General features: G+C 69.5%; 10 protein-coding genes. 8 read left to right on the top strand and 2 right to left on the bottom strand.

What is annotated here, in order from left to right:
- Positions 1 to 6: 6 nt before the first annotated feature.
- The 6 genes from ACTJLF_RS09495 (at position 7) to ACTJLF_RS09470 (ending at position 6,699) form a co-directional block, all read left to right on the top strand.
- On the top strand, positions 7 to 996 hold the full coding sequence (locus tag ACTJLF_RS09495) for a lipopolysaccharide kinase InaA family protein (protein WP_440882956.1): 990 nt from the start codon (positions 7 to 9) through the stop codon (positions 994 to 996).
- Between the two features lie 49 nt (positions 997 to 1,045).
- On the top strand, positions 1,046 to 2,026 hold the full coding sequence (locus tag ACTJLF_RS09490; protein ID WP_126185267.1) for a VWA domain-containing protein: 981 nt from the start codon (positions 1,046 to 1,048) through the stop codon (positions 2,024 to 2,026).
- Between the two features lie 7 nt (positions 2,027 to 2,033).
- A complete protein-coding gene (locus ACTJLF_RS09485; protein WP_440882955.1) occupies positions 2,034 to 3,374 on the top strand; it encodes an adenylosuccinate synthetase in 1,341 nt (446 codons plus the stop codon).
- Between the two features lie 16 nt (positions 3,375 to 3,390).
- On the top strand, positions 3,391 to 3,816 hold the full coding sequence (locus tag ACTJLF_RS09480; protein WP_354424665.1) for a hypothetical protein: 426 nt from the start codon (positions 3,391 to 3,393) through the stop codon (positions 3,814 to 3,816).
- Between the two features lie 69 nt (positions 3,817 to 3,885).
- Positions 3,886 to 4,620, top strand: a complete 735-nt coding sequence (locus tag ACTJLF_RS09475) for a DUF6348 family protein (RefSeq protein WP_354424667.1) — start codon at positions 3,886 to 3,888, stop codon at positions 4,618 to 4,620.
- A 207-nt stretch (positions 4,621 to 4,827) separates the two neighbouring features.
- Positions 4,828 to 6,699 carry a WD40/YVTN/BNR-like repeat-containing protein gene (locus ACTJLF_RS09470; protein WP_440882954.1) on the top strand — a complete coding sequence of 624 codons (1,872 nt, stop codon included), beginning with the start codon at positions 4,828 to 4,830 and terminating at the stop codon, positions 6,697 to 6,699.
- A 155-nt stretch (positions 6,700 to 6,854) separates the two neighbouring features.
- On the opposite strand, the gene ACTJLF_RS09465 is transcribed toward ACTJLF_RS09470, so the two are convergent.
- Together ACTJLF_RS09465 and ACTJLF_RS09460 are read right to left on the bottom strand one after the other, a co-directional pair.
- Positions 6,855 to 8,591, bottom strand: coding sequence for a YadA family autotransporter adhesin (locus ACTJLF_RS09465; RefSeq protein ID WP_440882953.1), 1,737 nt, complete (start codon positions 8,589 to 8,591; stop codon positions 6,855 to 6,857).
- A gap of 213 nt (positions 8,592 to 8,804) precedes the next feature.
- Positions 8,805 to 9,824: a GlxA family transcriptional regulator gene (locus ACTJLF_RS09460; protein ID WP_440882952.1), complete on the bottom strand. Its 1,020-nt coding sequence runs from the start codon at positions 9,822 to 9,824 to the stop codon at positions 8,805 to 8,807.
- A gap of 42 nt (positions 9,825 to 9,866) precedes the next feature.
- Here ACTJLF_RS09460 and ACTJLF_RS09455 point away from each other — a divergent pair, with 42 nt between their 5' ends.
- Positions 9,867 to 11,027: a DJ-1/PfpI family protein gene (locus ACTJLF_RS09455; RefSeq protein WP_440882951.1), complete on the top strand. Its 1,161-nt coding sequence runs from the start codon at positions 9,867 to 9,869 to the stop codon at positions 11,025 to 11,027.
- 92 nt (positions 11,028 to 11,119) lie between these two features.
- Positions 11,120 to 12,754, top strand: coding sequence for a phospholipase D family protein (locus ACTJLF_RS09450; RefSeq protein ID WP_440882950.1), 1,635 nt, complete (start codon positions 11,120 to 11,122; stop codon positions 12,752 to 12,754).
- Positions 12,755 to 12,761: the final 7 nt, after the last annotated feature.

The following is a 12,761-nucleotide window of genomic DNA, read 5'->3' as shown; positions in this document are numbered from 1 at the left end:
CGGGCCATGCTGTCGCTGCAGGCTCTCAGCTGCCCCCAGTGCTCTGCGCCACTGCCGCGCGCCGCCCGCTGGCGCACGGTGAACTGCAGCTACTGCGGCGCCACCGTGGTGCGCGGCCAGGAGATCGTCGAGCGAGAGAGCTTCCGCGCCGCGTGGCGCCGGGCCAATGCCGACGTGCCCGGGGGGCGGGTCCTCGCATGGCGGGGCGCGCGCTACCGCGTGCTCGCGCCGCTGGCCACCGGCGAACACGCCGAGGTGCTGCTGGCCCAGCGCCTGGGCGCGATGCCCGAGCGGGTCACCTTCAAGCTCGCGCGCGAGAGTTCGGCCGACGGCGTGCTTCAGCGCGAATTCACCGTGCTGCAGGCGCTGCAGGATCTTTCCGTGCCGGGCGCCGCCTACTTCACCCGCCGCCTGCCGCAGCCGCTGGGCATCGGCGTGGCCGAAGGAATGGCCAGTGCCATGGGCAAGGGCTCGCGCCAGGCGCTGGTGCTGCGGCATCCGACCGGCTTCTGGGGCAGCCTGCACGACGTGCAGCAGGCCAATGCGCAGGGCATCGACCCGCGCCACGCCGTGTGGCTCTGGCGCCGCATGCTGGAGGTGCTGGCCTTCGTGCACGGCGCCGGCTGGACGCACCGCGACCTGTCGCCCGCGCATGCGCTGGTGCATCCGCGCGACCATGGCGTGCTGCTGATCGGCTGGTCTCGCGCGCAGCAGGCCGGCGGCGCCGCGCACGAAGCGGCGGTCGCTCGCGACCTGATGCAAGCCGCCTGGGCCGTGCGTGCCGTGCTGCACGGCGGGGCGCCCGGCGAGCCCGGCCTGGGCCTTCACACGCCGGCGCCGCTCGCGGCCCTGCTGCGCGAATGCAGCGAGGACGCGGCCGCCTGCCGCCGCCTCGGCGCGCAAGGCATCGAGCAGGCGCTGTCGGCGGCCTCGCGCGAAGCCTTCGGTGCACCGAGGTTCGTCCACTTCGATCCTGCGCCGCGCGCCGCCGCCTGAGCGCCGCAACGCCAGGAACTACAACCAGTCACAGAGGAGAGCACAACCCATGGGCTACGGAAACTACTCGCATGCCGCCCACACGGCACTCATCGCAGACCGCGCCGCGAGGCCCGGCGCGGAGGTCTTCACGCAGCGCTCCACCCATCCGCTGATGAACCCGCACGGGCTCAAGGTGCGCGAGTCGCGCGACAACGCCGACCATCCGAACTCGCTGGGCATCGCCTTCGCACTCGACGTGACGGGCTCCATGGGCGACATCCCGCAGATCCTCGCGCGCCGCGAGCTGCCCACCTTCATGAAGCTGCTGACCGACTGCGGCGTGGCGGACCCGCAGCTCATGTTCATGGCCATCGGCGACGCCAACTCCGACCACGCGCCGCTGCAGGTCGGCCAGTTCGAATCGACCGCCAACCTCATGGACCAGTGGCTCACCTGGAGCTACCTGGAAGGCGGTGGCGGCGGCACCGGCGAGGAAAGCTACGAGCTCGCGTTCTACGTCATGGCCCAGCACACCGACATGGACTGCTGGGTGAAGCGCAGGAAGCGCGGCTACCTGTTCGTGACCGGTGACGAGCTGCCGTACCCCGCGGTCTCGCGCCACCAGGTCGAAGCGCTCATCGGCGAGAAGCTCGACGAGGACATTCCCATCGAGGAAGTCATCGCCGCCGCGGCCGAGACCACGAACCTGTTCTTCCTGATTCCCGACGCGCAGCGCCGCCGCCGCTGCGAGGGCCGCTGGCGCGAGCTGCTGGGCGATCACGTCATCTGCATGGACTCGCCCGACGACGCCTGCGCCGTGGCGGCCGGCATCGTCGCCCTCACCGAGAAGGCCGTGCCCAGCCTGGACGCGCTGGCCGGCGTGATGAGCGCCACCGGCATGGGGAAGGAGCGCGTCGGCGGCGTGCTGCACGCGCTCGACGCCTATGCCGCGCTGCTCGACCCCAACGCACCTCGCCACGCGACGCCCAGCGTGGCGGCAGCCGCGTCAGGCGCGCGCTCGTCTTGGTGGAAGCGGCTCTTCGGCTGACGGCCGTGTGACGGCTCACGCTTCCACGCACTACGTCTCGCTGCTGGGCCTCGGCTTCGGGGACTGCGGCAAGGGGCTCTTCACCGACCACTTCGGCGCCACGCCGGGCGCCCACACCGTGGTGCGCTTCAACGGCGGCGCGCAGGCCGGCCACAACGTCGTGCTGGCCGACGGCCGCCACCACACCTTCTCGCAGTTCAGCGCCGGCAGCTTCCATGCCGGCATGGGCACGGTGCTCGCGAGCCCGGTGGTCGTGCACCCCACCGCGCTGCGCGTCGAGGAAGCCGCGCTGCGCCGGGTCGGCGTGCAGGACGCGTTTGCACGACTGTCGATCGACGCGCGCTGCCGCGTGACCACGCCGTTCCACCAGGCGGCAGGTCGGCTGCGTGAATTGGAGCGGGGCGAGGCTGCGCACGGCAGCTGCGGCGTCGGCGTGGGCGAGACCGTGCAGCAGGCGCTGGCCTCGCCCGACGAAGCGCTGCGCTATGGCGACCTGCGCAGCACCGCCCGCACGCTCGAGAAGATCGGGGCGCTGCGCACCGCGCTGCTGCGCGAGTTCGAAGCCAGCCCGGCGTTGCACCATGCCGACGCCGCACAGGAAATCGCCATGCTGCGCGACGGCACGCTGGCGCGCCGCTGGCTCGAGGCGGCAGCGCCCTGCGTGGCGCAGTCGCCGCCCGCGGACATCGACCGCATCGCGCAGCGCCTCGCGATGCCCGGCACCGTGATCTTCGAGGGCGCCCAGGGTGTGCTGCTCGACGAATGGCGCGGCTTCCATCCGCACACCACCTGGAGCACCATTTCCACCGCTGCCGTCGAGGCCGTGCTGCACGACGCCGGCATCGACGCCCCCGTGCAGCACCTCGGCGTGCTGCGCACCTACCTCACCCGCCACGGCGCCGGCCCGCTGCCCACGCACGACCCCCTGCTCGATGCGCGGCTGGCCGAGCCGCACAACGCCGACGAAGGCTGGCAGGGCGCGTTCCGCAGGGGCCACCCCGATGCGGTGCTGCTGCGCTACGCGCTCGATGTGGCCGGAACGCTCGACGGGCTGGTGGTGAGCCACCTCGACGCCATCGAGGGAGCGGGGCTGCGCTGGTGCTCGGGCTATCGCACGGCAGACGCGGGCCGGATCGCGTCGCTGCCGCTCGGGGGCGTACGCGACCTCGATCATCAGCAGGCGCTGACGCAGCTGCTGCGAAGCGCCGAGCCCATCTACGAGCCGCACCTCATCGCCACGCCGCACGCGTGGGTGGAACACGCGGAGGCGCTGAGCGGCCTGCCGGTTCGCTTCGGCTCTTTCGGGCCGACGCGAGAGAGCGTGCGAGGGCGCAAGCACCTGCCCTGACCGATAGCAAGCACGCGTGAGCTACAACATGCCCCTGGTAGTCGGCGCTGCACTGAGCGCCATCGCAGCGCTGCTGCACCTCTGCGTGATTCTGGGAGGACCTGCGTGGTATCGCTTCTTCGGTGCAGGAGAGCGCATGGCCAAAGGTGCCGCGGCCGGACACCTGTATCCAGCTCTCGTCACGCTGCTGATTGCCTGTGTGCTGTCCACCTGGGCTGCATATGCGCTCTCTGGGGCCGGAGTGTTGCAGCCGCTTCCACTGCAGTCTCTCGTGCTGCCGGCGATCACGGCGGCCTATTTGCTTCGGGGGCTTGTCGTCGTGGCGTTGCTCGTCTTCGACAGGAAGCGGCTGACGACCTTCTGGATCTGGAGTTCGGTGATTTGCCTCGCGTTCGGTGTCGTCCACCTGATCGGGCTGATTCAGGTGTGGGGCAATCTGTAGTCGGTTGCGAGTCGACTTCCACCAAGGAAGCCTTGCTCGCGCAAATTCACAAAAATTGGAGGGAGTTCGATGAATGCTTTGATTCGCACGTTTGCGGCGCTGGCCGTGTTGTTGAGCGGTTTGGCGCATGCCGGCCAGGGGAGTGAATACGTCAATTCTTACTTCGAGCTCTGGCTGAAGGCGCATAGCTTCACAAAGTTCGATAAGAGGCCGAACGGGCTTTTTTTTCCCGCGAACGGTGTGCTCCTTGATGGCGATATTTACCAAGTCAAGGAGTCTCCTGCCAGCAAGCTCTATTCGGTCGAATCCCGGGTCTCCATCCTGTTCAAGGATGGTAGGCGGCTCGATGACTTCGTCGTGGGCGTGGGTGGTACTGCCGAGGATGCGTTCAAGGACTCGCTCATGAACTTCTGCTTGACGACTTTGCATCCGATCTATGCCGAGCTTTTCGACCATGCCGATCCTCATGTCAGAAAGGATGCATGGGAAATCAACGGCTCCCGGCGCAGAATTTTCCTGTCCGAGTGGGGTCAGCGGGGACAGCTCGTCAATGAGGCCACCCAGAAGCAGGTGGAGCAACTGATTGCTTCTGAGCTGAAAAACAACTCCCTGACAACAAGGGATCTGCAATGGGTGAAGCTGGTAGTCCTGATCGTCAAGGGGAAAGTGGAGCAGGTTGTGTTCACCGTCAACGGCGTAGTGGACCAGCGCACTTCTCAACGACTGTCGGGCTTCAAATGGCCTGCTTCAGGCGAATTCACGATGGCTAAGTTGTTCTTTGTGATTGGTGCGGCACAACCCTGAATCACCCGCGGTGGCTTCTAGCGGGCGGAACCTCCGGCATTGGGTTCAGACGCGAGCGCTTCGTTTCCAACTGCTGGTAGGCGGACCTATGCCCCTTTATCCACTCCGGGGCATATGCCCGCTCGGCAGCAATTTCTTACAATGCGTTGCGTTCCGTTTCGCCGGTGCAACCCAAATCGCGCCTTCGTACATTCACCGCGTCCGCCCATGCCTTCTTCCAGACTTGCCTACAGCTTCGCTCGCAACGTCCGCCTGACCGCAGGCCTGATTTCCGCTCTGGCGTTGGCCGCGTGTGGCGGTGGCGGAGGTGGCGCGGGCAACGCGGCATTCTTCGTTCCCCCTGCACAGCAGCCCGCCACGCCTGCGCCCGCCGACACATCCGGCAAATCCACGGTGCTGATGCGCGTCAAGCCGGAGGCGATCGGCGTCAACTGCACCTTGGGCGGCGCACGTGTCGAGGCCGGCCTGGACGCCGACGCCAATCACGTGCTCGCGGACAGCGAGGTCACGTCCACCCAGTACATCTGCAACGCCACTGCCGGGGTGGATGGCCTCAGCACGCTGGTGCGCATGCGGGCCGAGCCCGCCGGCAGCAACTGCGCGCAGGGCGGCTCGCAGGTGCTGGCCGGCAAGGACCTGAACCGCAACGACGTGCTCGAGGATTCGGAGGTGACCAGTTCGGCCTACGTCTGCGGCGGTGCGCCGGGTGCGACGGGCGCCGCGGGGTCGAGTGGCCGCGACAGCCTGCTCGCATTCGCCGCCGAAGCGCCGGGCGGCACCTGCACCTATGGCGGTCAACGAGTGCAGTCCGGGCTGGACCTGAATGCCAACGGCGTGCTCGACGCCGCAGAGGTCACGGCCACGGCCTACGTGTGCGCGGCCGCGCCGGCCGATACGCGCTGGGTCAGCGTCACCGCATCGAGTGTCCAGACCGAGTCGAACACCGGCTATCAGGCGAATTCGGGCACCGGCGTCACGCTCACCCTTCCGCCCGCGCCCACGGTGGGCGACTGGATCAAGGTGGTGGGGGTGGGCAGCGGCGGGTGGACCATCGCGCAGAACGCGGGGCAGCGCATCGACACGCGCGGCCTGCCCGGCGGAACGGACTTCGACTGGCGCTCGGTGGCGCCCGCCGGTAGCTGGGTCGGCCTGGCCTCGTCCGCTGATGCCACCCACCTGGCGGCAGTATCCAGCATCGGCGAGCTGTACACCTCGATCGATTCCGGGGCGAGCTGGGTCCTGCGCCTGCCGGTACAGACCTGGAGTGGCATCGCTTCTTCCAGCGATGGCCTTAAGCTGCTCGCTGCAGTCAACGGCGGCGCGCTTTTCCGTTCGACCGACGGCGGCGATACGTGGACCAACGACGGCTCGTCCCGAGCCTGGACCGCGGTGGCCAGTTCCGCCGACGGGTCGCGCCTGGTCGCGACCGCCTACCTCGGGCAGATCTGGACCTCGGCGGACGGCGGCAGCAGCTGGACGGCGCGCGAGTCGAGCCGCGCCTGGCGCTCCGTGGCTTCTTCGGCCGATGGCCGGGTTCTGGTGGCGGGCACCAATGGCGGGCAGCTGTATGTCTCGACCGACTATGGCGTGAGCTGGACCGCACGCGCGAATGGCCAGTTCTGGTGGTCGGTGGCAGCGTCTGCCGACGGCAGCATCCTGTACGCCACCGTGGACACGGGCGCTGTCTGGGTTTCCACCGATTCGGGTACCACATGGGGCGCGCAGAGCGTCAACCGGGACTGGCGAGGCATCGCCACGTCCGCCGACGGCCGCTACGTCGTGGCCGCCACCAGCGGTGGCAGCCTCTACGAGTCCAGCGACCGTGGCCAGACCTGGCACGCGACCAGCGATGGCGGTGCCTGGACTGCGGTTGCGAGCAGTGCCGACGGCGTGAAGGTGACTGCTGCCAAGTCGGGCTCGACCATCCAGATCGGCACGCGTCGCACGTCGACCACCCTCGGCATCGCCGGGTCGATTTCCGGAGGCCAACAGGATTCGCTGGAGCTGCAATACGTGGGGGGCGGCGTCTTCATGCCCGTCGGCTACGTGTTGGCCAATCTGGCGTTCGTGGTTCGCTGAGTCCGCTTGGCGATGCTGAAGCCCGGTAGCTGACCGACGTCAGTGCGTGACGACCGGGACGGACCGAATACGGCAATATCGTTCCAGCGCTATGTGGGTAGGGAGCGTCGACGTGTCGGGCCAGGTTCCGGGCGGGGTTTGGCGGGGCTCCGCCCTCACCACGCATACCCCGCCTGCACCCGGGCCGCTACCCGGCTGCCGCTTCCGCTGCTGGTCGCGGTCGAGAGTCCCAACCCCAGGTTCAGGTTGTCGTTGACCTGGTAGCCGAAGGCGACGCCCAGCCCCGATGCGCCCGCGTAGTTGCCGACGGCGGCGCCCATCCATCTCTTTCCAGCAGCCAGCGTCGGCATCGATGGCATGGCCAGGGCTGCCGCGACGCCCTGCGCGGCGAAGGCGTTCGCCTGGCTGGTCGCGTTGGCCACGGCCTGCTGCAGTTGGCCGAGGTTGACGGCGTCGGTGGCCAGCAGGGCTGGCGCGACATTCGTGATGCCGCGCAACTGGTTGGTGGCGGCGTTGCCGACCGACACGGTGTTGTCTCGGTCGGCCACCGAGCCCTGGCCCAGCGCCACCGCGTTGTTGCCGCTGGCCAGCGTGTTCGCGCCCAGCGCGACGGCGTTGTTGCCGGCGGCCACGGCGTTGTTGCCCACCGCGGTGGTGGGATCGGCCAGCGCCTTCGCGCCCGCGCCGATGGCCACGGAGCCCGCGTGGTTGGCCTGCGCGCCGTTGCCGACGGCCACGGTGTTCTCTCCGGTGGCCTGCGCGTTGGTACCCATCGAGGTGCTGCCCGCGCCGCTGGCGCCCGCGCCCGGGCCGCAGGCCACCGAGCCGCTTGCGCTCACCGCGCACACGCCGCTGGACAGGGCCTGGTTCATCAGCGACTGCAGCGCGCTGAACTGCTGCACGGTGAAGTTGTTGGCAGTGGTGATGGCCGTCTGCTGCGCCTGCTGCACCTGGCCGACGTTGGCCGCATCGGTGCTTGCCTGGCCGGTGCCCACATTGTTGATGACCGTCCCAGCACCATTGTTGGCGTTGAGCTGCAGCGTGGCGCCGCCGGCGCCGTACTGCGCCGAGTTCTGCGCGAGGCCTAAGGCCGCATTGGAGGTCTGTTGCACCGTATAGAGCTGGCTGCCGTTGACGGCATCGGTGCTCGTGGCGTTCACAGCGCCCGCGCTCACGTTGACGAGGGTGCGCGTCTGGCCTGCCGAGCCGAAGGAAACCGTGTTCGCCGCGGTGGCGACCGAGTTGGCGCCGATGGCGATGCTGTTGGTCGCGCCGACCGCGACCTGGCTGCCTGAGCCGATGGCCACGCCGCCGGTGGCCAGCGCAGACGCGCCGGCGAAGCCGTTGTAGGCGCCGCCGATTGCGGTGCTGCCGTTGCCCGAGGCCACCGCACCCTGGGTGGTGCCCGAGGCACTGCCGATGGCGATCGCCGAGGTGCCCGATGCCTGCGCGCCGCTGCCGCCGGCGTGGCCGGGGAAACCGCAGCAGCCTTCTGCGCCCTGGCCTCCCGCGCCGACCGCGATGGCACCGCTGGCCGAAGCCTGCGCACCGCTGCCGCCGGCGCCGCCTGTGCCACCCGCAAAGCCCTGGCCGGCGGTGCCGCCACCGCCGATGGCCGTCGCGCCGTTTGCACTCGCACTGGCGCCGGCACCGCCCGTGCCACCGGCTCCCCCGGCGGTTCCGTTGCTCCCGTCGCCGCCCGCGCCGATCGCCGTGGTGCCGTCTCCCTGGACCGTGGGGCCGGCACCGCCGCCGGAGCTCGACCAGCCTGGCAGGTTGGGCCCCGGGTTGCCTGGGTCGCCGGCCACATAGCCCGCTGCGTGGGCGCTTCCGACAGCGAGCAATGCGGCGGCCTGCAGGCATCTGAGTACGGGGCGGAGTCGAGCGGTCATGGTTCCTCCTTCGCTGAAACGGCAGACAAGACAAAAACAGCGCAAGTGTGTGTTTTTGTTTCCAGAGTCGCCATACCCGAGAACTGGTAGATCAGGCCTTTTTGGGAGAGCCGTGCCGGGCATGCTGATCCACAAGGTCGGCCACGACCTGAGGCTCACCGATGTCCGAGGCGATTGCTCGCTGCTATCGCGGCGCGGCAGCGATTTGGTGGCTCAGCGGCTGGCACCACCTTCGTCGCGATACACCTGCGGCGTCACCCCATGCTGCCGCGCGAACGCGCGCTGCAACGCATCCACCGAGCGAAAGCCGCTGCGGCGGGCGATCTTCTCCTGCGTCCATTGCGTCTGCCGCAGCAACTGCGCGGCGGCGGCAACGCGCGTCTGCTCCACGAAGCGCGCGGGGGTGCGGCCGGTCTGGGCCGCGAAGGCGCGCGCGAAATTGCGCGGACTCATCTGCACGCGGTCGGCCATCGCCTCGACCGACAGGTCTTCCTGCGGATGCGTGCCTATCCACGCGACCAGCTCGCGCAGGCGGTGGCTGGCCGTGGCCTGCGCCTCGAGCGCCTGGCTCAGCTGGGGCTGCTCGCCGCCGCGCAGCATGGGCAGCGCCAGGGTGCGGGCGATGTCCATCGACACGGCGCGGCCCAAGTCGTCCTCCACCAGGGCCAGCGCGAGCTCGATGCCGGTGGTGACGCCGGCCGAGGTCCACATCGGGCCGTCGTGCACGTAGATGCGCTCGCGCTGCACGCGCACCTGGGGGCGCAGCGCCTGCAGCATGTCGCAGGCGCTCCAGTGGGTGGTGGCCTCGCGGCCGTCGAGCAGGCCGGCTGCCGCGAGCGCGAAGGCGCCGGTGCACACGCTTGCCACGCGGCGCACACGCGGCGCGGCTTCGGCGATCCAATCGCTCACCCTGTGCTCGAAGATGGCCGAGCGCACCGAGGGCTCGTCGCCGCCGGCCACGATCAGCGTGTCGATCTCGTGCGGCAGATCCCGCAGCGCCAGCGTGCCCGCGAAGCTCAGGCCGCCGTTGGTGAGCACGCTGCCGCCGGCCGGCGAGGCGATGTGCAGCCGGTAGGTGCCGGGGCGCATCTGCTCGGCCTTGCTGAAGACGCTGGCCGGGCCCGCGATGTCGATGGCCTCGACGCCATCGAACGCGACCAGCACCACGGCACCGGCTGTGCCCGTGCTGGCAGAAACCGCGGCTTCTTCGTCCTTGTGGGGCGGTGTGGGCATTCGTAGTCTCGGGGCCTTGCCTGCAGTCATGGAGAAAGGTCGATGTTCACTGGGTCATTTTCACGCGCGCTCGCTGCCGCCTGGCTGGCGATGCTGGTTCTGGCGGGCTGTTCCGCCGGTGCGCCGCTGCCGCCGCCCCTTGACGATGCAGCGGCGCTGCAGCGCGATCACCAGGCGTTCCTCGATGCGATGAAGCCCCGTGGCGCTAGCGGTGCCCGGCCGGTCGTCGCCGTGCTCGCCTCCAACGAAGGCACCGAGATGACCGACCTGATGCTGCCGTATGCGGTGCTGCAGCGCGCGGACGTGGCCGATGTGCGCATCGTCGCGCCGCGCGCCGGGCAGGTCGATCTGTTCCCGGCGCTGCAGGTGGATGGCGCGCAGGACTTCGCCAGCTTCGACCGCGCACACCCTGCGGGTGCCGACTACGTGATCGTCCCCGCGATGATGTCGGACGATGCGCCCGAGATCACCGGCTGGCTCAGTCGTCAGGCCGGGCAGGGAGCCCGCGTGATCGGTGTGTGCTCCGGCGCCCGGGTGGTCGGACAGGCCGGCCTGCTCGACGGCCGTCGCTTCGCAGGCCACTGGTACGACCGCGGCACGCTGTTGAAGCGCCACCCGGGCTCCGCGCACGTTCCGCACCGCCGCTACGTGGTGGACCGGGGTGTGGCCACCACCACCGGCATCACCGCGTCGGTGCCCGCCATGCTGGCGCTGGTGGAGGCCATCGGCGGACGCGAGAAGGCGTCCGCGGTCGCGGCCGATCTGGGCGTGGCGTCCTGGAGCCCGGCGCACGACAGCACACCCTTCGCGCTCGACAACGGCAAGCGCATCGACTACCTGCTCGACAAGGCCGCCTTCTGGCGCGGTGAGCGCTGGACGGTCGAGGTGCGAGACGGCATGGACGACGTCTCGCTCGCACTCGCCACCGATGCCTGGGAGCGCACCGGGCGCGTCCGCGTCGAGGCGGTGTCGCCCTCGGGGCCGGTCAGGCTGCGCAGCGGGCTCGTGCTGACAGCACGTCCTGCGGGCGCAGGCGACGTAGGTGCGCTGCGCCTGCCGCTGTCGGCCACGCTCAAGCCGGTGCCGCAACTGGATCGCACCCTGTGCGAGATCGCCGGCCGGCACGGCGCCGCGCGCCGCGACTGGGTGATGCTCGAGATGGAATACCCCGCGCAGCAGCGCGCCGCCGCCTGCGCAGGCTGAGGCGGCGTCGGCGCGTCATACTCTCGGCCGGATCGCCCTTTCCCCCTTGAGCGGGAGGCGAAGCCGCAACCGACAAGCCGGGAGCTGAACAAATGATGACCGCATGCTGGCGCGCACCCGTTGCCGCATTGGCGCTGGTGTTCTCGATGCTGATGAGCGCATGCTCCACGCTGCCTCCGCCGGTGTCCGACCGGCCCGTCACGGCCATTGCGGATTTCTCGAACACGCCGCTGGATGCGATCACGCGCCGGGTCCTGCCTGAGGATCGTTCCGACGATCGCTCGGGCTTCCAGCTCCTGCCCTACGGCCCCACGTCCTTCGCTACCCGCATCGAGCTCGCGAAGCTCGCCACGCGCAGCCTCGACGTGCAGTACTACCTGCTCGCCGCCGACAACACCGGCCGCGCCTTGATGCGCGAGCTGCGCGACGCCGCGCAGCGCGGCGTGCGTGTGCGGCTGCTGGTCGACGACCTCTACACCACCGGCGAGGATGACCTGCTCCTCGCACTCGCCAGCTACCCGAATGTGCAGGTGCGCTTGTTCAACCCCTTTCCCGGCGGACGCGGCAGCGACGTGACGCGCTTCATCAGCTCGGGGCTGGAGTTCGGCCGCGTCAACCGGCGCATGCACAACAAGCTCTTCGTGGCCGACAACGTGGCGGCGGTGGCGGGTGGCCGCAACATGGCCGACGAATACGTGATGAACGCCGCCGGCAGCAATTTCATCGACATGGACGTGTTCGCGGCCGGCCCCGTGGTGCGGCAGCTGTCCGACGAGTTCGACCACTACTGGAACAGCACGGTCGTCTACCCGGTGGGGCGCATCGCCAGCAGCGCGCTCACGCCCGAGCAGTTGCGGCAGAACTTCGAAAGGCTCACGGCCGCCGCCAGGCCGCCGCTGGCGCCGCGCATTCCGCTCGACGGCAGGATCGCCAACCCCGTCGAAGGCGAGCCCGCCCTGCTGCCGCAGGAGATAGTGCCGATGCTCAATCTGCCCTTCGAGCTGGCCGAGGCCCGGCTCAGCCCGCTGCTGTGGGCCCGTGCGCGGGTGCTGTTCGATCCGCTCAGCAAGACCGAGGGCCTGAACGAACGCGAGAACTCCATCAAGGGCACGGTGACCGAGGGCGTGATCCGGTGGTTCCGCACCTCGCGATCGAGCATCAAGATGGTGTCGCCGTACTTCGTGCCCTCCGACGCGGCCGTGGCCAGCCTCGCCGAGGCGCAGGCCGCGGGCATCAAGGTCGAACTGGTCACCAACTCGCTGGCCTCCACCGACGAGCCCTGGGTGTACGTGGGCTACTGGCCGCACATCCACGAGCTGCTGAAGTCGGGCGTGGCCATCTACGAGCTGAGCCCCACGCTGAGCGTGAAGCGGGGCAAGCTCGGCATCTTCGGCCATCGCACCGGCGCCCTGCACATGAAGAACGGCATCGTCGACCACAAGGAGGTGTTCCTGGGCTCGATGAACCTCGACCCGCGCTCGGCCCGCCTCAACACCGAGCTGGGCCTCATCATCGAGAGCCCGCAGATGGCCAGGCAGCTCGACAGCTTCGCCGATGCCGGCAGCGCCTACCGCCTGCGGCTGGACGCGAGCGGCCGCGACATCGAATGGGTGGAGGACAACGAGGACGGCACGCAGACGGCCTACGACGTGCCGCCGGAAACCACCGCGTGGCAGCGGTTGAAGCTGCGGCTGATCGCGCCGTTCATTCCGGTGAGCGAGCTGTAGCCCGCTC

The sequence above is a fragment of the Variovorax sp. 22077 genome, from assembly GCF_052044195.1.
Lineage (GTDB): Bacteria > Pseudomonadota > Gammaproteobacteria > Burkholderiales > Burkholderiaceae_C > Variovorax > Variovorax atrisoli.
Note: the sequence above shows the minus strand (reverse complement) of the source record. Positions and strands in the feature narration are given on the sequence as shown.